Source organism: Pseudoalteromonas sp. MMG007, assembly GCF_018100985.1.
Classification (GTDB): domain Bacteria; phylum Pseudomonadota; class Gammaproteobacteria; order Enterobacterales; family Alteromonadaceae; genus Pseudoalteromonas.
The window spans coordinates 669,882-690,788 of the sequence record NZ_JAGJEI010000001.1 but is presented as its reverse complement, the minus strand read 5'-3'; the positions used below and the strand labels follow the sequence as shown (position 1 = coordinate 690,788).

At 38.3% G+C, this 20,907-nt stretch carries 17 protein-coding genes, 1 other RNA gene and 1 other annotated feature; of the genes, 9 read left to right on the top strand and 9 right to left on the bottom strand.

The features are described from left to right. Positions 1-36: 36 nt before the first annotated feature. Positions 37-1,248, bottom strand: a complete 1,212-nt coding sequence (fabB, locus tag J8L71_RS03285; protein ID WP_210999244.1) for a beta-ketoacyl-ACP synthase I — start codon at positions 1,246-1,248, stop codon at positions 37-39. Positions 1,249-1,429: 181 nt separating this feature from the next. Between fabB and mnmC the strand changes: the two genes are divergently transcribed. The 4 genes from mnmC (at position 1,430) to J8L71_RS03265 (ending at position 5,374) form a co-directional block, all read left to right on the top strand. Further along, positions 1,430-3,439 (top strand): bifunctional tRNA (5-methylaminomethyl-2-thiouridine)(34)-methyltransferase MnmD/FAD-dependent 5-carboxymethylaminomethyl-2-thiouridine(34) oxidoreductase MnmC, encoded by a 2,010-nt coding sequence (gene mnmC / locus J8L71_RS03280; RefSeq protein WP_210999243.1) that lies wholly within the window; start codon positions 1,430-1,432, stop codon positions 3,437-3,439. A gap of 68 nt (positions 3,440-3,507) precedes the next feature. Beyond that, a complete protein-coding gene (locus J8L71_RS03275; RefSeq protein WP_247655168.1) occupies positions 3,508-3,753 on the top strand; it encodes a hypothetical protein in 246 nt (81 codons plus the stop codon). A gap of 258 nt (positions 3,754-4,011) precedes the next feature. Further along, positions 4,012-4,647, top strand: coding sequence for an NAD(P)-binding oxidoreductase (locus J8L71_RS03270; protein ID WP_210999242.1), 636 nt, complete (start codon positions 4,012-4,014; stop codon positions 4,645-4,647). Positions 4,648-5,077: 430 nt separating this feature from the next. After that, positions 5,078-5,374, top strand: a complete 297-nt coding sequence (locus J8L71_RS03265) for a hypothetical protein (RefSeq protein WP_210999355.1) — start codon at positions 5,078-5,080, stop codon at positions 5,372-5,374. A 132-nt stretch (positions 5,375-5,506) separates the two neighbouring features. Here J8L71_RS03265 and ssrA read toward each other — a convergent pair. After that, positions 5,507-5,863: a transfer-messenger RNA gene (ssrA, locus tag J8L71_RS03260) on the bottom strand. A 267-nt stretch (positions 5,864-6,130) separates the two neighbouring features. Here ssrA and J8L71_RS03255 point away from each other — a divergent pair. Continuing rightward, positions 6,131-7,756: a FapA family protein gene (locus J8L71_RS03255; protein WP_210999241.1), complete on the top strand. Its 1,626-nt coding sequence runs from the start codon at positions 6,131-6,133 to the stop codon at positions 7,754-7,756. Here the strand turns inward: J8L71_RS03255 and rnt are convergent. Next, entirely contained in the window at positions 7,740-8,432 is a 693-nt protein-coding gene (gene rnt / locus J8L71_RS03250; protein WP_210999240.1) for a ribonuclease T, read from the bottom strand. The two genes, J8L71_RS03255 and rnt, sit on opposite strands and share 17 nt — an antisense overlap. A 199-nt stretch (positions 8,433-8,631) precedes the next feature. Here rnt and J8L71_RS03245 point away from each other — a divergent pair, with 199 nt between their 5' ends. Next, entirely contained in the window at positions 8,632-9,510 is an 879-nt protein-coding gene (locus J8L71_RS03245) for an OmpA family protein (protein WP_210999239.1), read from the top strand. Between the two features lie 5 nt (positions 9,511-9,515). Here the strand turns inward: J8L71_RS03245 and J8L71_RS03240 are convergent, their stop codons facing one another. Next, on the bottom strand, positions 9,516-10,409 hold the full coding sequence (locus J8L71_RS03240; protein ID WP_210999238.1) for a DMT family transporter: 894 nt from the start codon (positions 10,407-10,409) through the stop codon (positions 9,516-9,518). Between the two features lie 216 nt (positions 10,410-10,625). Between J8L71_RS03240 and tyrP the strand changes: the two genes are divergently transcribed. Further along, positions 10,626-11,828: a tyrosine transporter TyrP gene (gene tyrP, locus J8L71_RS03235; protein WP_210999237.1), complete on the top strand. Its 1,203-nt coding sequence runs from the start codon at positions 10,626-10,628 to the stop codon at positions 11,826-11,828. A gap of 85 nt (positions 11,829-11,913) precedes the next feature. Here the strand turns inward: tyrP and J8L71_RS03230 are convergent, their stop codons facing one another. From J8L71_RS03230 to J8L71_RS03215, 4 genes are all read right to left on the bottom strand, one after another. Continuing rightward, the gene (locus J8L71_RS03230; RefSeq protein WP_210999236.1) at positions 11,914-13,104 is read right to left on the bottom strand and encodes an amino acid aminotransferase; all 1,191 of its coding nucleotides are present in this window, start codon (positions 13,102-13,104) and stop codon (positions 11,914-11,916) included. An 80-nt stretch (positions 13,105-13,184) separates the two neighbouring features. Continuing rightward, positions 13,185-13,844 (bottom strand): GAF domain-containing protein, encoded by a 660-nt coding sequence (locus J8L71_RS03225; RefSeq protein WP_210999235.1) that lies wholly within the window; start codon positions 13,842-13,844, stop codon positions 13,185-13,187. 56 nt (positions 13,845-13,900) lie between these two features. Then, complete coding sequence (locus tag J8L71_RS03220; RefSeq protein WP_210999234.1) at positions 13,901-15,556, bottom strand: fused response regulator/phosphatase; 1,656 nt, start codon at positions 15,554-15,556, stop codon at positions 13,901-13,903. Beyond that, on the bottom strand, positions 15,556-15,861 hold the full coding sequence (locus tag J8L71_RS03215) for an STAS domain-containing protein (protein WP_210999233.1): 306 nt from the start codon (positions 15,859-15,861) through the stop codon (positions 15,556-15,558). The genes J8L71_RS03220 and J8L71_RS03215 overlap by 1 nt, the downstream gene beginning before the upstream one ends. Positions 15,862-15,995: 134 nt before the next feature. Between J8L71_RS03215 and J8L71_RS03210 the strand changes: the two genes are divergently transcribed. Beyond that, positions 15,996-16,325 (top strand): stress response translation initiation inhibitor YciH, encoded by a 330-nt coding sequence (locus tag J8L71_RS03210; protein WP_210999232.1) that lies wholly within the window; start codon positions 15,996-15,998, stop codon positions 16,323-16,325. A gap of 31 nt (positions 16,326-16,356) precedes the next feature. Here the strand turns inward: J8L71_RS03210 and J8L71_RS03205 are convergent, their stop codons facing one another. Next, a complete protein-coding gene (locus J8L71_RS03205) occupies positions 16,357-19,371 on the bottom strand; it encodes an EAL domain-containing protein (RefSeq protein ID WP_210999231.1) in 3,015 nt (1,004 codons plus the stop codon). A 199-nt stretch (positions 19,372-19,570) separates the two neighbouring features. After that, positions 19,571-19,689: a sequence feature (Phe leader region), on the top strand. Between the two features lie 44 nt (positions 19,690-19,733). On the opposite strand from J8L71_RS03205, the gene J8L71_RS03200 reads away from it, so the two are divergent. Continuing rightward, a complete protein-coding gene (locus tag J8L71_RS03200) occupies positions 19,734-20,891 on the top strand; it encodes a chorismate mutase (protein ID WP_210999230.1) in 1,158 nt (385 codons plus the stop codon). Positions 20,892-20,907: the final 16 nt, after the last annotated feature.

The following is a 20,907-nucleotide window of genomic DNA, read 5'->3' as shown; positions in this document are numbered from 1 at the left end:
ACCCCTACAGAAACTGCATTTAGGGCTTACTTAAAATTAGCCTTTGTATTTACTCATAACTAAAGTAGCGTTAGTGCCACCAAAGCCAAAGCTATTAGACATAACTGTATTTAGCTCAACATCGCGACGTTCGGTTACAATGTTTAAACCTTCTGCCTGCTCGTCCAGCTCATCAATATTAATAGAAGGCGCTACAAAGCTGTGCTCTAACATTAATAATGAGAAAATAGCTTCATGAACACCTGCAGCACCTAAAGCATGACCGGTCATAGCTTTTGTTGCGCTGATCATTGGTGAATTACCACCAAACACTTCTTGAATTGCACCTAACTCTTTTACGTCACCTACTGGAGTAGATGTGCCGTGCGTATTTAAGTAATCAATGCTTTCTACATCTTGCATTGCTTGGCGCATACAACGTACGGCGCCCTCGCCCGATGGAGCAACCATGTCGTAGCCATCAGATGTTGCGCCATAACCAACTATTTCTGCATAAATGTGCGCGCCACGAGCAAGTGCATGCTCAAGCTCTTCCACTACAACAATACCGCCACCACCAGAGATAACAAAACCATCGCGGTTAGCATCATATGTACGTGAAGCTTTTTCTGGGCTTTCATTGTACTTTGTAGAAAGAGCGCCCATTGCGTCAAATTCCATCGCCAATGTCCAGTGAAGTTCTTCACCGCCACCAGCAAAAATTACATCTTGCTTACCCAATTGAATTTGCTCTACAGCGTGGCCAATACAGTGCGCAGATGTTGCACAAGCAGAGCTAATTGAGTAGTTAACACCTTTAATTTTAAAAGGAGTCGCTAAACAGGCTGATGTAGTGCTCGCCATAGTACGTGGGACCATGTAAGGACCAACACGTTTTACGCCTTTTTCACGTAAAATGTCAGCAGCTTCTACTTGCCACTTAGATGAACCACCACCCGAGCCAACTAATAAACCAGTACGTTCGTTAGATACTTGATCATCCGATAAACCTGCATCTTCAATTGCTTGCTGCATTGAAATGTAAGAATAAGCAGCAGCGTCGCCCATAAAGCGCATAGCTTTGCGGTCAACGTGCTCTTTAACGTCAATATCAATTTTACCAGATACGTTACTGCGTAACTTATAATCGGCAAATTCTTGGTTAAAAGCGATACCGCTTTTGCCAGCTTTTAACGACTCTAATACTTCTTCTTTGTTGTTACCGATGCTTGATACAACACCGATACCCGTAATTACGGCTCTTCTCATGGGTAATTCCCTTAGCTTAATACTAAATTGTGTTCTATTTTACGCTGATTTTAATCGCTAAGTGGTCAGCTTTCTAGCGTACACTTGTACTCTGAAGTTATAGCTTATAAATAACGCCAGACTATTTCAAAGAAAACCCGTAAAATAATCAAAAAAATACACTCTATAAATGTGATAAGTCATGATAAAAAACGCCAAAATACACTTTAATAATTTGGGCACGCCCGTTGCCGACAACTTTGATGATGTTTATTTTTCTAATGACGATGGCCTTGCTGAGTCGCATTATGTGTTTTATCAACAAAACAATATAGAGTCACGGTTACAAAATCATGACCAATCACATTTTGTTATTGCCGAAACCGGTTTTGGCACAGGCTTAAATTTTTTAAATACATGGCAATGCTTTAATGACCACTTAGAACGTATGCAAGTTCAAAATAAAGGTAATAAAAGTGTAAAACGTCTGCATTTTATTTCATTTGAAAAATTTCCACTTACAGTAAATGACTTAAAACAAGCGCTCACCGCGTGGCCTACTTTAAGCCATTTGAGCGATCAGCTAACGCTAAATTACCCTATTAATTTGCAAGGCTGCCACCGTATAGAATTTAATAACGGGCAAGTTATACTCGATTTATACTTTGGCGATGTACTTGATTCAATAAACGCGATGAGCTACCCGCAAGCAGGGGTAGTAGATGCCTGGTATTTAGATGGCTTTGCACCAAGTAAAAACCCTGATATGTGGCAACAAAGTGTGTTTAATGCCATAGTTGATATTTCGCGCGAATCTGCAACGCTTGCAACATTTACCGCCGCAGGTTTTGTGCGCCGAGGGCTTATTGAAGCAGGCTTTACAATGCAAAAAGCTAAAGGCTTTGCTCGTAAACGCGAAATGCTAACAGGCTTCCTAGCAGCGCCAAATAGTCAGCAATCGTCCCCTGCATATTTTAACCAAGACACCAGCGAGCTTAAAAATGTGGCTGTAATAGGCGGAGGTATAGCCAGTAGCTGCATTTTATATAGCTTAGCTAAGCGCGGTATTTCAAGCACGCTGTTTTGCCAAGATGAAAAACCTGCAATGGGCGCATCACATAATGTGCAAGGCGCTGTGTATCCTCATTTACAAGCTAAAAATTCACCACATAGTGAGTTATTTGCTCATAGCTTTTTGTATGCTAAACGTTTTTATAATCAATTATGTACAGATGGGTTTAGTTTTGATCACGATTGGTGCGGCGTATTACAGCATGCAGTAAAAAAGCCCTTAGCAGAAAAACACGAAAATTTAGAACAAAAACAACTTTGGCCTGAGCAGTTAATGCGTAATGTCACTGCCGAACAAGGCGATAAAATAGCAGGTGTAGCAACAGGCTACTCTGGCGTGTTTTTTGAAAATGGTGGCTGGGTTAACCCTGTGCAACTCGTTGATGTAATGTTAAAGGCCGCAAATAATCTAGCGCCATTTAATAGCATGTTTAACTGTAATATTGAGCAATTAAATAAATCAGATAAAGGTTGGTACTTATTTAGTAACAACCAAAAATTTGGCCCATTTAGCGATGTAATTATTTGCGCAGGCGAGCACAGTGATGCATTTGAGCAAACAAAAGCGCTCCCTATAGTAGGCGTGCGCGGTCAAGTTTCACATATTGAGGCGAGTGAGCAATCACGTAAGCTTAAAACAGTGCTTTGCCATAAAGGCTACTTTACCCCTGCATATTTAGATAGCCATTGTATGGGAGCCACATTTGAAAAAAACACTAAAAGCAGAGCTGTTACGGAGCAAGACAACCAACTAAATCATAAGCAACTGCTTAGCTTTTATCAGCAAAGCGACTTTGCAACCACGCTAGGACAAATAACATCAGCTAAAGCGGCTGTGCGCTGTACGTTTATCGACCACCTCCCTATGACTGGTCAGTGGTGCGAGCAAAACGATTACATAACCGCCTTTGCAAACTTGCGTTTAGGTAAGCGCTATCAATATCATGCACTAAATAAGCCACAGCAAGGCCTGCATATTTTTACAGGGTTTGGTGCGCGTGCATTATGTAGCGCACCCTTGTTGAGTGAGCACCTTATTAGCTGTTTAAACAACGAACCCCGCCCTTTAAGTGAGCGCGTAAGCCAAGCGGTTCATCCTGCACGATTTATTGTTCGTGATTTAATACGTAATAAAATTTAAATGGCATCAACGTAATTTTACGTAAAATAGTGCGTGTAAAAGGAATTTACTCACTTAAAAGGGCTCCCATGAAAATATTCACCTTTGTAATATCGCTAATGTGTATTTTACCGTTAAGCGCAATGAGCCAAAACGTTACACATATCCCCCTGCTAGATGAGTTCGTTACAACTTTGGATGTTACAAACGAATATCCTGTGGTGCGCACTGGCTATTTAGCGTCATCAGTCGAGGCTATATCACATTTCTATTTGCAAGCATTAGGTGGGCCAATAAAGAGTAAAGGTAATAATACCGACAAAATCCTTTATTAAAACTACTAGAACGCAGTGTACGGATTAGCTCATACCACCATAATTATGTGACCGCAGTTAGTATAATGATCAAATAAAAAGTTCTAAAAAACGCCTTAAAAATAGCTGATTTTAATGCTCAGTTAAGTAATAACTTTTAATTATAATATTTTATAAAATTAACTCATTTAAAGCCTATTTTACCCTTTAAAAATAATCCCCTACCCCAAGGTCTATTTGTACAAACAACTTTTACACTATATTGAGAAGGAGTTAATTATGAGTAAGACTTTAATTATTGGCGCAAGTGGTCAAATTGGTAAAATGACTACCGAGCTACTTTTAAAAAACGAGCAAAATGTTGTTGCACTTGTACGAGATAAAAGCAAATTAAGTGACTTAGATAGCCCATTTTTAAGCATTGTTGAACAAGACTTAGAAGGTGATTTTTCAAATGCAGTTAATGGCTGCGACCAAGTTATTTTTGCAGCAGGCTCTGGTGGAAGCACAGGTACAGATAAAACCGTACTTATTGATTTGTGGGCAGCAACTAAAGCGGCTAATTATTCTAAAGAGCACGGTGTAAAGCATTTTATTATGGTTAGCTCTATTGGAGCAGACGATCCTGATGCAATAGAAAGCGACTTAAAACCTTACTTAGTTGCAAAACATATGGCTGATGAACATTTAATTCACAGTGGGTTAAATTATACGATTGTTCGCCCTGGGACATTAACCGACGAAAGTGCCTCAATGGAAGTTACAACAGAGCGTCCTAACGATCAATCAAAAGCCAAAATTAGCCGCGAAAATGTAGCTAATGCATTACTACACATTGCTACAAACTCATTTAATAGCAACCGTATTTTTGAGTTGTTTGATGGTGATAAACCCATTAAAGCAGCGGTTAAATAAACGTTTAAACTGTTTTATTGCTTCGCTTTTTTAGCGAAGCAATTGTCATTTCACTTCCCTAACTAACTTCCTGTTAATTATCTGCCTGACAGTTAATCAAAAATGTAGTTATACGGCACTAACAAAAAAGCATCGGCACATGCCAAGCAATGAACGACACTCTCGTGTGTAAGAAGTAAACCCCTAGAAACATTATTAGATAAATCCACACAACAGGTACAAAGCAAGCTCGCCGATACTATAAAGCAATTAGTCACTTCATTAACTAATCTATAAATAATCAGAATTAAAAACTTTAACACTGACAGTAAAGGTTTTTTAATTAAAATCAAGGAGATGAACATAATAAGGGCTATGTTCATTTGGTAAGTTAAGTCGGTGTATAAAAATAAAAAAACATTTCAAAAAGGAGTTACGCTAGGAAATTAACGTGAGCCCTACATTTAAAATTGTTTTTAATGGCCTGTTACATCAAGATACTGATATTACTTTTGCTCAAGAACAACTTAGCCAACTTTTAAAAACCCCACACGATATTGTCATTCAATTATTTGATGGTGGGTCTTATGCTTTAAAAAAAGACTTACCAAGTATTAATGCTGTTAAAAAGCTTACTTTCTTTATTGAGCATTTTTGTTATAACGATAAAAATGAAACCACACGCTATAAAAAACAGTTAAGTACTATAATCCATTGCTTTAGTGTTAAATCTCACCCATTAAAATAGCAACTTAAAACTAAATTTGTACAGTAAGCAATCGGTTTCAGTGAAATTATACTTATAAAAAAACCCACAACCTGATTGCTCAAGTTGCGGGTTTTTTAGGGTTTTTAAATCAACGTATCTAAAAACCATTATTGGTGGAGCTGGGGGGATTTGAACCCCCGTCCGAAAAGCCTCGACCGTCGGTACTACATGTTTAGTATTGTCATTTAATTAACCTTTAAGTCCCGGACAAACACGGTAAGTAAAGGCGAGGCCGCTTAGTTTTAACGCTTCAACCCCGGCCAGGGTTTCCGTCGCGATCAGGTGTTAGGGTGACACTCCAAAATCTAGTCCACAAGAATACGTAGAAGGAGCGCTAGCCAGCCTAAGCTGCTAGAGAGTAGTTATCGTCGTTTGCGATTACTTTAGATTGCGGCTTTTTTACGAGGCAAACCGCACCTCGACATGCACCTTGGGCTTCTTGAATTCCGTCGAATCCTAATCAGCCCCTGAATTAGTAAACTCATTCAGAGCGTGGATGCAGTATAACTGAGTAAAGTACTGATACTCAAGGCCTAGCATTACTTTATTTTGTTCATGCGAACCAACTGCATATTAAATGTGCAACCCTATTACCATCAATAAATTCCATGAACATTTTCTTAACAAATCTTTGAACTTGTGTCAAAATAGGGAGTTAGGGTTTTTTCGCAAGCTAAAACTTTAGTTGCAATAAATAAAAAATAATAACAGGCATAATGTGTAGGGAATTAATAAATGTCGGTTTTTTCATTAGATAAAAATACTGGGTGTGTGTCTTTATTAAAACACCCTATTGATAGCGGCTTTCCTGTTACAAGCACTCAACTCATTGAGATATTAGAGCAATCTGAATTTAGCGAATATGAAACCATTTCAGCTAATATCGGTAAACTTTTTGCACCTAGTAAAAACTATCAAGAAGTATCTCTTATTGTTGCTAAAGCAGTTGATGCTTCAATCGTTATTAATGTTGATGAAAAAAATATGGTTGCAGAGGCAACCATTACAACGGCAAAAGGAGGTGCATTATTTTCTATGGAGGGTGCACAAAAAGCACTTGCTAATGCGGGTGTAAAAAAAGGCATTAGCCCTCGTGCGCTTGATGCCTTTTTAGGCCAACAATTCAAACAACCTCCTGGCACTTCGTATAGCGCTATTATTGCCCATGGTCGTAATCCCAAAGAAGGGAGTGATGCTAGGTTTGTACGCTTATGCTCTACCGCTCAAGATCGAGTGCTAAGCCCACAAGCGAAAGAAGGCGGTAAGGTTGATATGAAAAACCTTGGTGCAATTATTACAGTAAAACCTGGCACGCCTTTAATGCAGCGCGTTGCCGCTACTCTTGGTGAAGATGGCTATACAGTTTTTGGTGACGTCATTGCTGCAAAACCAGGCAAAGAGCATCAACTACAGCCTTTTGAAGGCACTAAAATTGACCCTAAAAACCCAAATATGCTCATTGCCGATTGCAAAGGTGTGCCTGTTGCTTTGCCTCGTGGTATGCGTGTTGATGATGTTTTATGTTTTGACAACGTTGATGTAAGCACCGGCCATGTTGATTTTGACGGCAGCGTAATTATAAGTGGTGATATTAAAGATGGCATGCGTGTAAAAGCCAATGGGGATATTACGGTACTTGGCTTTGTTGAATCGGGCACAGTACAAAGCAATAGTGCCGTTACAATCATGCTAGGTGCTATTGGCCGCAAACGTGAAAGCGATGACGACTTTTCATGTAGCATAACGGCTTCACGCACTATTTCGATTGGCTATGCCCAGTACTGTAATATAAAAACAGAACAAGATTTATTCATTGAGCGCCAAGCACTTCACTGTAATTTAAGTGCTAAGCGATTAATCCGCGTGGGTAAGGCTGACAACCCTCGAGGGAAAATAATTGGAGGCAGTATTTTAGATGCCTTGCGCATTGAAACGGGAGAGCTCGGAGCCCCTGCAGGTATTAAGACACGTGTTTTTTTAGCGCAACATTGGTTTGAGTTACGTGATAAACAATCGCAAATTACCGACTTTGAAAAGTTACTTGCAACCAAAACAGCCGCTCTGCAAAAAGCGCGAGAGAAAGTGAGTAAAATGCCAACGGCAGATCAGCGCCAGCTTTTTTTAGACAAAATAATCGTTAATGAGCAGCAAATAAAAACGCGTTCTGCTCATGTTCAGCGCCAAAAATTATTAGTTAAAAGAAAAATTACGCAACTGTTGGCAGCAAGCCGTTTAAAGGTAAATGAAATAATGCACCCCGGTGTGGAGCTTAAAATAGCAAAAGACTCAAAACAGTTTTCGCGTATTTACCCGCCCCACTTGGTGAAACTCACTGAGGGTAAAATTACTCAGTCGTTTTAGCTTCTTCACCACCTGAAGTGCTATCCTGTGCGTCACTTTCTGAAAGTGGCGCAAGCGGCCAGCCACCTAACTGCTGCCACCTATTAACGATTAAACAATAAAGCTCTGCGGTGCGCTCTGTATCGTAAAGTGCTGAATGCGCTTGGCTATTATCAAATTCAATTCCTGCGGCCCTACAAGCTTTAGCAAGAACTGTTTGCCCAAGCGCTAAGCCTGCTAGTGAGGTTGTATCAAAGCTTACAAATGGGTGAAACGGCGTACGTTTAATATTATTACGCTCAATGGCTGCATTTAAAAAGCCATGATCGAATGCAGCATTATGTGCTACAACAACGGAGCGCTGGCACCCGGCAACTTTTTGAGCCTTGCGAACTACTTTACAAATTTCTTTAATTGCTTCTTCTTCTGGTACTGCGCCTCGCAGCGGGCTAAAAGGGTCAATTCCGTTAAAGTCGATAGCGGCTTGCTCTATATTTGCACCTTCAAAAGGCTGCACATGAAAATGCACGGTATGATCTATGCTGAGCAACCCTTCGTCATCCATTTTTAATACAGACACGGCTATTTCTAACAGGGCATCTGTTTGCTTGTTAAAACCTGCGGTTTCAACATCAATTACAACAGGAAAAAATCCACGAAAGCGTTTTGCGAAAAGTGTTTGCTCAGTATTTGCCATAGTCTTCTTGGTTTATGGGTGTAAGCTGACTATTATGTCAAAATTGATGCCCTCTAGGCTAGGGGGTTCAAGGATTTATTGCTTTATAATTGTAGGCACATAACTTGCTTAACCTAATCTGTTAAGTTTGTTTGCTAGAACTCATCTTTTAAGCAGTTAATTTGCCAAACTTTTGGCATACCAGAGTTGGAGAACGTCCATGAAGTGTAAGTTGTTATTTATTAGCCTTAGCGTAAGTGCTTTAGTGAGCGCTGCTCATTCGCACGCAGCTATGCGCCAATATACTGCAACCCAAGATAGCTCTAATTGGGAAGTTGTAAAAACAACACGCTTACAATGTCAGCTAAATCATGAGGTTCCTTATTACGGTGAAGCTATATTTAAAGCCTCTGCAAGCAAAAACAAAAACCTAACCTTTAACTTAGATATGGTTGTACGCCCTGAAAACTACTCAATTGCAGGGCTAAAGGCAGTGCCGCCATCATGGCGAGCTGGGTTGCCCGCTCGTGATATAGCGAGCATGAAATTACTTAAAAAGTTTGACGGTGAACTAGGCAATAAAACGGCTTGGGAGATGTTAACCGAACTTGAAAAAGGCTACTACCCCACCTTTTATTATCAAGACTGGCAAAATTCTGCCGATAAAATTGCCGTTGGCATGTCGAGCGTAAATTTTAAACAAGCTTATTGGGCGTTTTTGCAATGCCGCGATGAGTTACTCCCTTACAGTTTTGAAGACATTTCGTTTACGGTGATGAACTATCAATCTAACAGCAGTAAATTAACTAAATCATCTCAACAACGTTTAGATAAAATAGCTGAATACCTAAAAAATGATATGAGTATTGAATCTATAAGTATCGACTCGTATACAGATAGCTACGGTGGTCGCTGGAATAACTTAGACCTTTCTCGTAAACGCGCTAAAGCAATAAAAGATTACATGCTAAGCCTTGGCGTTGACGAAGCAAAAGTACACACAACGGGTTTAGGTGAAAAACGCTTTGTTGATACCAATGACAATATTTTAGGTCGCGACAAAAACCGGCGCTTAATAATTCAAATAGAAAAAATGTAATAAAGCTAATGTGCGCTTACTTTCTTTCGCTTTAAAAATTGATCACCAAATTGAAAAAAACCTAGACTAATTAAAATAATAACCGCACCAATTATTAGCTCTTGGCTTAATGGCTCATTGTTTAGCCAAGCTCCTAAGCTTAACGCAAAGCTAGGAGTTATGAGCGTAGTAAGTGATACCGTGCTTGCATTTAGGTTTTGCAGTACATGAAAATATGCCAAAGCCCCTACTAAAGATCCAAACACACCTAAATAACCAATAGCCCACAATGATTTTGCACTCCAGTTTTGTATATGCAACTGACCATCTAATAACCACCACGCAATAAAAAAGAGTGGCGTTACAAAAACCAACGCACCAAATGTGGTTGCCATAGGGTGAATCGCTATTTGCACACGCTTGATCATCACGCCGCTTAAGCTAAAAAAGCATACAGCCAAAAATACATATACTAGCCCTAAGCCTTGGGTTTGCGAGTTTTGTGCTTGATTATAACTCACAAAATACAAACCTATTAATGCACACGCTAAAGCAACGAGCTTTATAGGGCTAAACTTTGGTTCGTTAAGTAATTGCTGCGCAAGTAATCCAGACAATATAGGCGCTAAGCCAAACATGAGCGAAATAATGCCCGAAGGCACGGTTTTAGCAGCCAAATAACTCAGTAACATGCCGCCAAAAATACCAATACTTGAGTAAAAGTAGAGTAAGCAGGCCTTTTTACTCCAAGGTACTCTTATATTAGTAATCGCGACAATTAAGCCACCTATAAGTAGCCCCACCAACATACGCATTAAAACAGCAAGCGTTGGCGACACACTTTCGCTACTCCAAACAATACCAAGTGGTGTAGTAGACCAAACGAGAACCATAAAAAAATACGATACTTTTACCGGCACATGCCAATCCTTAGCGCTTAATAACGCAATACAACATACATAAAATTATACTCTCACCACCCTATTTTAATACTTTTAAATGCATACAAGTGCTTAATAAATACAGTTGTAAGTTGAGAGTTACATTTAAATACAGCCCTTTTGCTATAAAACTATTTGAGATTTAAGTAACTAGTTATATGGTGCATAAATATTAATAAAAACTCAGGTAATTAAGTGCTTAAAAATAAAACAATAGGCAGCATGTTAATTGTTGCAGGCACCACTATTGGCGCAGGAATGCTTGCCCTACCAATTGCATCAGCAGGGCTTGGCTTTAGTACTTCGCTTGCACTAATTGTAGTTAGTTGGTTATTAATGACTTACACAGCGTTACTTATGCTAGAGCTACACCAGTATGCACCCCGTGACGCCACATTAAATACACTTGCTAAATTGTGGTTAGGTAAACGAGGACAATACGTCGCTAACTTTTCAATGGTATTTTTATTTTATGCTTTATGTGCTGCGTATATAGCAGGTGGCGGTGCGCAGCTTCAAGCTCGAATAAATGTAGGCTTTGATGTAGATATTGCGCCACAGCTAGGCTCCGTGATCCTTGCCGTAATTATTGCAAGCGTTGTTACCCTTGGTACAAGTAAAGTCGATAAATTAAACCAAGTGTTATTTACAATTAAAATTATTGTATTGGCTAGCTTGTTTTATATGCTTACTCCTTATGTTCAAAGTACACATTTATTAGAAATGCCTATAGAACAAGGTCTAATACTTTCTGCTATTCCGGTTATTTTTACATCTTTTGGCTTTCATGGATCTATTCCCTCTATTGTTAAATATGTAGGGCTTGAAATAAAATCCCTTAAAAAAGTAATGATTACAGGTGCAGCTTTGCCTCTGGTTATTTATATTTTTTGGCAGTTATTGAGCCAAGGTATTATGAGCCAAAGCGATTTACTTAATAGTGAAGGCTTAAATGGTTTTGTAAGTAACGTAGCTAATATTGCGCATAATCCAAGTGTTTCGACTGCAGTTAAGCTATTTGCGGATCTTGCACTTGCCACATCGTTTTTAGGCGTTAGCTTAGGTTTATTCGACTTTTTTGCAGACACGTTTAAAAAAGGTGATAACAAAACAGACCGTATAAAAACAGCCTTAATAACATTTATACCTCCTTTAGGATTTGCGCTATTTTATCCGCAAGGCTTTATTATGGCATTAGGCTACGCAGCCATTGCATTGGTCGTGTTAGCTATATTTTTACCTGTTGCTATGGTTTACAAGCAGCGGAAAACCTCAAATAAACAGGGTTATAAAGTAAGTACTGGTAATACAGGGCTATTAGTTGCGGGATTATGTGGCGTGCTAATAATTACTGCGCAATTTATGCAAATGGCTGGGGTTATACCTGCTATTGGTTAATTCGTAGCGCTGTAAATCTAAATTTAATTAATAAAAAACCGCACACCATTACTAATGGAGTGCGGTTTTTTTATGTTAACTACGTTTATTTACAAACGTCAGCTACTGCATTTGCAAAGTATTCAATATTCGAATCGCTAATACCCGCTACATTTACACGGCTAGAACCAACAATGTAGATACCGTACTCTTTTTGCAGGCGAGCGATTTGCTCTTTATTAATACCCAAGAAAGAGAACATACCATGCTGGCGCTCAATAAATGAGAAGTCTTGAGCAATATCTTTTGCTGCTAAGCTTTCTTTAATCAGGCTACGTAAACCATTAATACGCGTACGCATTTCATCAAGCTCTGAGTGCCACATTTGCGTAAGCTCAGTACTGCTTAAAATAGTATTTACAATATCTGCACCATGCGCTGGCGGCATTGAATATATACTACGTACTACACTTAACATTACAGAGTTAGATATATCTGCTGTTGGGCTGTCTTTAGCAATTAGTGAACACGCACCAATACGCTCACGGTAAAGACCAAAGTTTTTAGAGCAAGAAGAACAAATAATGAGCTCATCTACTGCATCAGCTAAAATACGTAGTCCACGAGCATCTTCTTCAAGAGAAGATCCAAAACCTTGATACGCAATATCTACAAGTGGTGTAAAGCCAACCTCTTTGGCAAGCTCAGCGACTGTATTCCACTGAGTTTCGTTTAAATCCATACCACTTGGATTGTGACAACATGCATGCACTAAAACTACATCACCTTTAGGCACTTTCTTAAGCGTGTCGATCATCTCATCAAATAATAAATCTTTATTTTCGTAATCGTAGTATGGGTATTCTTTAACTGTTAGGCCTGCCGCTTCAAACAAGCTTATGTGGTTTGCCCAAGTAGGATTAGTTACCCAAACAGTTGCATCAGCGTTACAACGCTTAATAAATTCAGCAGCAACACGAAGTGCGCCTGTACCACCTGGAGCTTGTGCTGTACGCACTCGATTAGCAAGTAATGCTTGGTGCTCGCCTAATAATAACTGCTCCATTTTTTGACAGTAATCTAGGTTACCCGCTAAACCGATATAAGATTTGCTTGTTTCGTTGTCTAAACGAAACGCTTCAGCTTTTTTCACCGCTTTAAGTACCGGTGTGTTGCCTTGCTCATCTTTGTAGACACCTACGCCTAAATCAATTTTATTAGGGTTTGTATCTTGTTTATAGGCCGCCATAAGGCCAAGAATAGGATCTGTTGGTAATGGTTTTAATACTGAGAACATTGGCTATCTCTTATCGTTATTTAGGGGTTAGCTGTTAGGCTTAGCTTAACATAAAAGCACATCACGTTGACCAGTGTTATTTACACTAGAAAGTGAGGAATTTTAATACAACATGCAATTAAAATGGCAAGTGTCTTCTCATCAAAAAAATCATTGCTAAAGGCTTCTGCATCTACAATACCTACACATTCATTTTGAAAGTTAAAAAGTGGTAGGCAAGTTTCAGATTTAACTTTAGGGTCACATGTATAATATTCGCCACCTTGAGATAAGTAGTTTTCAACATTGTTAATAATGCGACCTTTTTGAGAAAGCGCAACTTGTACATTGTTGCTACCTGCCGCAAAAGCTTCTGTAAGCGGAAATAAAGGACGACTTGGCGCACCATGATAAGCAAGTTTAAGTAATTGCTTACCTTCATTAGTATTTGTTGCCTGATAAATACCGTACCAATCTACTTTAGTTTGTTGCTCTATATAATTAACAATACCTTGTAATTGAGCAAGCTTTTGCTCGGTCTGTGAATTGTTTTCAATATAGTCAGTAAGTTTAAATGGCTCGTCTTGTAAATAACCAAATAAGCTACATGCACCGCCCTCACCTAATTCAGGAATTTGATACTCCCAACAAACCTCGGTTTTAGAGCTACTAGCAAGGTAAAGCTCAAGCTTTTCAAGCTCAGTTGAAATTAAGTTTTTATCAACACTTAGCTGTGCTTGTGTTAGGTAAGAAGAAATCATTTGGCCATCCATACATCTAAAGTTTCACGAATAATAGCATGGATATTTTTACAGAGCTAGCTCAACTTGTAGCACATTTCAACTTGATTTCCGCTGGCGTTGTAAGTTACTTTTTCGGCAACTTCTTCTAATAATGAAAGGCCCCGGCCAAACTCGTTATTCACTAAAGTAGGTTCTCTAGCTGCTGATTTATTACTAAACCCTCGCCCTGAGTCACAAATAATAAAATATAAACACAGCGTATCGGGGCAATAACGCATATCAATAATAATCATTGCACCTGTAAGGTTAGCTAAGGCAGCTTCTCTTAATTCGTAATACTGAAAAAAACCATCTTCTTGTTTTTTAATCTCTGAATCTAGCCCTAATACACCATGATCAAGTGCATTGTTATAGGCTTCTGAAAGCAGCAAAAATATATTTGAACGATGTGCTTTCAATCCCTCTACACTACTTAAAATATTAACAACATCGTATACGGGATCCGTTTTTTTTATTTGCTCAGAATTTAGGCTCAATGATAAGTTGAATGCTAAAGTAGAAAATGCTTCACGTTCTTGCTCTTCAGGTATTATAGGCAGGCAGTTAAGTAACACGACACTCAAGTCATCTTGTTGAGCACTTCCGTTGGCAAACTTACTAACGCTTTGTATTATGTCTTCACTGCTTATCATTGGCTTGGATTTTAGAGTTTCTAAAAAACGCTCTTCCCCAAAAAAAGTATTGCTGTTATTTTCGGTCTCAATAATACCGTCTGTTGCTAGTACTAAGCGGGTTGAAGGGTCTACTTCAAAATGTATTACTTCATACTCAAATTCATGCCCATCTAATATGCCTAGTGCCATATGTTGAGACTCAAGAGTTTGCTTAACATTACCCTCATTATCTATCAGATATGCATCAGGTAAACCGCCAAGCCACGCTGATACACTTTTACCCGATGCACTTAGCTCTATAATGTTAGCCGCGCAAAACATATGGCCAGGTAATAAGTTGTATAACAATAAATTTAATTCACAAACGATGTCGTTAACCGCCATGCCTTTTTGTACCATAGTGTAAAAGACACGTGATAAAGGTAACGCACCAATAGCAGCGGCTAAGCCATGGCCAGTAAAATCACCGAGCATACAATAAAGATTGCCTATTGGACTTTGTGCAACCAAAAATACGTCACCATTAAACATAGACGCTGGCGATAAATTAAAATCGAGATATTTTTTAAATTTTCCTTGATTCTCTAATGAGTTACTAAAAATATTTTCTATAATCTCATGCTCGCTTTCAATTTGATTATGATGATATTCAAGTAATTTTTTTTGCTGATTTGCTTTTTTACTAAGCTCTCTGGTACGGCTGTGTGCTTTAATTTTTGCATGTAGTATAACTTTATCAAATGGCTTATGAATAAAGTCATCGCCGCCTACAGCTAAGCAGCGCTCAAAGCTTGCCTGATCTTCTAAGGAGGTAATAAAAATGATAGGTAAATAAACTTCGCTGTTTAACTGCTTTATTTTTTCCGCAGCTTCAAAGCCATCCATTACGGGCATTAAAACATCAAGTAAAACAATGTCTATTTCTTCTCGTTTAAGCACATTAAGGGCATCAAGGCCATTATAAGCAAACGATATTTTGTAACCTTCTTGCTCTAGCATTTTACTTAACAAAATACGGTTAAGCGCTTGGTCATCTACTATTAGCACATGCATCATTAGCTGATATCAAACTTTTTATCAAAACGAGAGATTTGTAGTATTTTTCTTAGTTGTGGTTGGCAGTTGCTTATTTCGATTGTTTTTACTTGCCCTTCTATTGTTTTTTTCATATTTAATAACATGCCAAGCGCAGAACTATCCATGTAATCGGTTTCTCGTAAATCGATAATCACTTTTACAGTTTTTTCACTCATTTGTGCATAGGCTTGGCGAAAAGATTGCACTAAATTAAAATCGAACTTGCCTTTGATCTGTATTGTTAAAGTAGTGCCATCAACCGATTCGTTCTTTGTTAAACTCATAATAAACTCCAATAATATTTCCTTTGAACTAAATATAACCTGTTAAAAGTATTTAGCAAAAATAAAAACACACAACAGCAAATTTGCTATCATTTATGCCAATATTTATTTCATTTATCTATTAAAGGTAAGTTATGAGTGATAGTCACTTAGTATATTCAACAAGCACAGGTCGAATTGACCAACCTAAACCTGAAAAAGAATTAGATACTAAACTTCTTAAAGATGGCGCTGTACGCATAGAACGTCAAACAAAAGGGCGTAAAGGCAAAGGTGTTATGTTAGTGGTAGGTGTTGACCCAAAAGAACACGATTTAAAAAAGTTAGCTAAAACCATTAAAAGCAAAATGGGCCAAGGCGGCGCAGTTAAAGAAGGCATTATTGAAGTACAAGGTGATGACCGAGATAAGCTCAAAGCTATTTTAGAAGCGTTAAAATTTAAAGTTAAAATTGCGGGTGGTTAACCCGCAATATATTAATTAGCCTGAGCTTATTTTAATCAGTAACTTCGCTTATAGAGAGTTCATTTAATTTTTCATATAAGTTAGGTAAGTCAGATTCCGGTATTGGCGGACTATAATAATAACCTTGCACAATAAAACAGTTATTGTTTTGTAAAAATTGCATTTGCTCTATCGTTTCAACACCCTCAGCAACCACATCTAGCTTTAACTTTTGCGCCATAGCAATTATGGCCGCAGTGATTTCCATATCATTTGTGTCATCTGGTATATCTTTCACGAATGAGCGGTCAACCTTGAGTATATCTACAGGAAAACGTTTTAAATAACTAAGTGATGAATAACCGGTACCAAAGTCATCGATTGAAATAGATATACCTAACGCTTTAAGCTCATGTAGTTGCGTAATAGCGGCTTCAACATTGCCCATTAGCATGCTCTCAGTTAGCTCTAAATGTAAGCGCTTAGCTGAAACACCAGAGCGAGCTATCATTTTGCTTAAAGTAGGTACCAAGTTTGAATCTTTAAACTGGCGAGCCGATAAGTTAATTGAAATATTATTTTCAAGCCCCTGCTCACTTAGCCTTACCGCAAAATTGCATGACTCTTGAAGCACCCATTCACCCAACTCAACTATTAAACCTGTAGCCTCTGCAATGGGTATAAATTTATCTGGCGAGATTAATCCCTCAGTTGGGTGGAACCATCGTAAAAGTGCCTCATAGCCAACCACCTGCTGATCACGGCTGTCTACTTGTGGCTGGTAGTAAACTACAAATTGTTTTTCTTTTAACGCGATACGTATTTCGTTCTCTATAAATAAGCGCTCATTTGCTGCAGCATTTAATTCTTGGCTATAGAAGTGGTATGTATTACGCCCCTTCGCTTTAGCTTCGTACATAGCTAAATCAGCGTGCTTTAATAACTGATCCTCTTCTAAACTATCATATGGAGCCATAGTAATACCAATACTGGCACTAACTATTACCTCATTGTTACCAAGCTTAATAGGTATGTTAAGTGTTTTTTGAATCGTATTTGCTACGTCACTGGCATGATCTTGACTTTCTATCCCGCTGAGTAACACAGCAAATTCATCGCCACCCAAACGCGCAATAGTGTCTTCTGCTCTTAGGCGTTTTTTAAGTCTATTTGCAACTTCAATTAACAGTTGATCGCCTGCATCATGACCAAGCGTATCGTTAATTCGTTTAAATTCATCTAAATCAAAATAAAATAGTGCAAAAGCATAGTGTCCGCGTTCAGCCAGCGCCAATGATTTACGTAATTGCATTCTAAAAAAGGTTCTGTTTGCAAGGCCTGTTAAGGTATCAAAATAAGCAAGCTGCTCCATTTTTCGCTGACTTTCTTTAACAAACGAAATATCTTGTGCTGATGCTACATAGCTTGTTATTTCCCCACCATCTTCACGAATTGGTGAGACGCTTAAAGACACCCAAATAGGCTCTTTATTTAGGCCTTCAATTAAAGTATCCCCACGCCAGTAATTACGACTGCGTAAATCAATATTAATATCTTCAACTAAAATAGCCATTTCAGATGCAATAATGCTCAGTAAAGGTACCCGATTAAAGTGGCTTTCTGGATAGCCTGTCATTTCCAGCATTTTAGGGTTTACATATTCAATAACAAAATTAGCATCGGTTATAACGACACCCGTACCAGAAAAAGCTACAGCTTTGGATAAGCGATTTGCCGCTTTTTCGGCTATTTCTTTTTCTGTAATTCGCTGATTTAAACCATCAATAAGTTTACGAATTTCAACAGTCATGTCTCTAAATGAGCCATTAAGTGTACCAATTTCGTCTTTATTTTCTGGTGGAAACTCAGTTAATAACTGGCCTTTACCAAAACCGGTTACAGCATGTACAAGCGTGTGAATTCTACGTAAAACTAACTGATATAACGCTTGATGTAATAGCAGCGCCACTAAAACAGCATAAAGAATAAATAAACCAAAAAATTTGAGTTTTAAATCTTGTAATGCAGAAAGCGTTGACGAACGCTTTTTGTACACACCAATATACCAATCTAGATCATCAATTTTTTGAATATTAATAATATGTGCTTCATCATTTTTTTTAAACGAGTTGGCATATTCTGGTAACTTAACCCGTATTACATCATCAATAATCGATTGTAGCTCTGGGTTTACCAGTTCATTTGCACTTAACCCTTTGTTTTCACCTGCGTAGTCTGCTAATAATGCAGGGTTTAAATTAGGGTGCGCAAGTAGCTGCCCTTTACTATTAAATACAAGCAAGTGCTTTTCTTTATCGCCTACAGGTAAAAAAGAAATCAATTTATTTAGAGCAATATCACTACCCGTTACGCCTAAAAATTTATTATCTACGTAAACAGGTACTAACAGACTTATCACCCATTTATGCCATACCTTGTCGTAGTATACTTTTGACCATGCAGGGCTTCGCTCATTACCTAATTTACTTTTTATGTATTTATAAGTAGACCCATTTGTAACACTAAAGTCTGCAGGCGCATTCAATGCCCAGTTAGGCGGAGATACACGAATGAAGTCCTCATTGGTTATAAGATAAAAATTGAAAAAGTCGTGTACAAGCGTTGGAGAAATAATACTCCACAACGTTTCGGAGTCATTAAATAAGCGTTTATAAAAAGGCGAGTAATTTTGCTGAGGTAAAAATGCAGCAGATAGGCCATCTACAGAGGCACTTCTGATAGTACCATCACTATTAAATTGCAGCTGTGATTTACTTTTTAAGTTGACCAATGAGTTTTCCTGAAAAAGCTGTTCAGTCACAATATTATTAGCTTGTTTAGCAATATTTAATTTTGTTTGAATGCGTTCGTTAAACTGGTTAACTAATAAGTCTGTTGAGCTTTTTAAAACTTCATGTTCTTCAAAAACGAGCTGTTTCTCTTCTGACTTAAGCATTAAGGCAGCAGCGCACACCCCTGCTATTAAACAAATAGCCGATATAAGCAGTGACAGTTTTACACTTAAAGAATTTAATCCAAAACGCGATGGCGGGCGTCTGTAAACCACAGGTCAACCTTAATTATTAATGATAGTTATTATTTGAGCCAGTTAACGAAATATACCAGATCCACATTCATATATATAAATTATTTGTGAACTTTTAATAAAAACTAAAAATGGGTAAATAAAACGCACTCTGGTGTCATTTAGAGGCTTATCTTTATTGACATTACAGGCAACTCTCCATACATTACTAATATGAACATATTTATCTCTGGCACTTTTTTTTCTTTTTTTAGCTTCTTTATATAGAAGAGGCTTCCCTGTTTGTGAGATAAAAATCAATCGAATAGTAAAGCCTCCCAACTGGGAGGCTTTTTTGTTTTTGCTGTTAAATAACAGCGTACTTTTGGAATGAGGAAACCAAAATGACAAACGATGTGTTAAGCACACTCAGACACGACATCAATGAAATAGATTCTGACTTACTCGTGTTATTAGCAAAACGTCGCCGCATTAGCCATGGCGTAGTTGAATACAAAATTGCTAACAATAAGCCTATACGCGATGAAGCCCGCGAGCTCGCTCTATTAGAGAAGCTAATTGGTTATGGTAAGTCACTCGGTTTAGATGCTTATTACGTAAATAATGTTTTTCAGACCATTTTGGAAGACTCTGTATTACATCAGCAAGCAATGCTACAAAAAAACTTAAACCCAGATGCACTCAGCGAAACTCATCGTGTTACTTATCTTGGTGGCCAGGGCTCATACAGCCAACTTGCTTGCCATAAATACTTTAGTCGCCGCCCAGGCAAGTTAATTGAAATTGGCTGTACATCATTTGATGAAATCACTGGTAAAGTAGAAAACGGCCAAGCTGACTTTGGTTTACTGCCAATTGAAAATACAAGCTCTGGTAGCATTAATGAAGTATTTGACTTACTACAGCATGCTCAAGTATCTATCGTCGGTGAAGTAACTCACAGTGTAGAACACTGCTTACTAGCCAATCCTGAGACGGAATTAAGCCAATTAACAAAAATATTTGCTCACCCTCAACCGTTTGCTCAGTGCAGTCGCTTTTTGCAAGGCTTAGGTGATTTACAGCATGAAACATGTGATTCAACATCAAGCGCACTACAATCGGCGTTAAATACACCAAACAGTGCAGCCATTGGCTCAGCACAAGCCGGTAAAAATGTTGGTCTGGAGGTAATAAAATCAAACCTTGCAAACCAAAGCGAAAATCACAGCCGCTTTATTGTTGTAGCGCGAAAACCTTTGCAAGTATCTAATCAAATCCCAACTAAAACCAGCCTAATAATGTCAACTAAGCAACAAGCGGGCTCGCTTGCTGATGCTTTAATGGTTTTTAAACAGCATCAAATTAACTTAGTAAAACTTGAATCACGCCCTACTCCAGGCAATCCGTGGGAAGAAGTGTTTTATGTTGATTTAGAGGCAAACTTAGCTGATAGCCAAGTAAAAGAAGCACTAGAAGAGCTTAAAGAATACACGCAATATGTACGTGTTTTAGGCTGCTATCAAAGCGAGACATTACAAGCAGTTAGCGTTAACACTTAACCTCTCGTGTTATAAC

Excerpts from the sequence above, each read along its gene's own strand:
- fabB (WP_210999244.1), bottom strand. The coding sequence starts at position 1,248 with ATGAGAAGAGCCGTAATTACGGGTATCGGTGTTGTATCAAGCATCGGT.
- mnmC (WP_210999243.1), top strand. The coding sequence starts at position 1,430 with ATGATAAAAAACGCCAAAATACACTTTAATAATTTGGGCACGCCCGTT.
- J8L71_RS03275 (WP_247655168.1), top strand. The coding sequence starts at position 3,508 with ATGAAAATATTCACCTTTGTAATATCGCTAATGTGTATTTTACCGTTA.
- J8L71_RS03270 (WP_210999242.1), top strand. The coding sequence starts at position 4,012 with ATGAGTAAGACTTTAATTATTGGCGCAAGTGGTCAAATTGGTAAAATG.
- J8L71_RS03255 (WP_210999241.1), top strand. The coding sequence starts at position 6,131 with ATGTCGGTTTTTTCATTAGATAAAAATACTGGGTGTGTGTCTTTATTA.
- rnt (WP_210999240.1), bottom strand. The coding sequence starts at position 8,432 with ATGGCAAATACTGAGCAAACACTTTTCGCAAAACGCTTTCGTGGATTT.
- J8L71_RS03245 (WP_210999239.1), top strand. The coding sequence starts at position 8,632 with ATGAAGTGTAAGTTGTTATTTATTAGCCTTAGCGTAAGTGCTTTAGTG.
- J8L71_RS03230 (WP_210999236.1), bottom strand. The coding sequence starts at position 13,104 with ATGTTCTCAGTATTAAAACCATTACCAACAGATCCTATTCTTGGCCTT.
- J8L71_RS03225 (WP_210999235.1), bottom strand. The coding sequence starts at position 13,844 with ATGATTTCTTCTTACCTAACACAAGCACAGCTAAGTGTTGATAAAAAC.
- J8L71_RS03220 (WP_210999234.1), bottom strand. The coding sequence starts at position 15,556 with ATGATGCATGTGCTAATAGTAGATGACCAAGCGCTTAACCGTATTTTG.
- J8L71_RS03215 (WP_210999233.1), bottom strand. The coding sequence starts at position 15,861 with ATGAGTTTAACAAAGAACGAATCGGTTGATGGCACTACTTTAACAATA.
- J8L71_RS03210 (WP_210999232.1), top strand. The coding sequence starts at position 15,996 with ATGAGTGATAGTCACTTAGTATATTCAACAAGCACAGGTCGAATTGAC.
- J8L71_RS03200 (WP_210999230.1), top strand. The coding sequence starts at position 19,734 with ATGACAAACGATGTGTTAAGCACACTCAGACACGACATCAATGAAATA.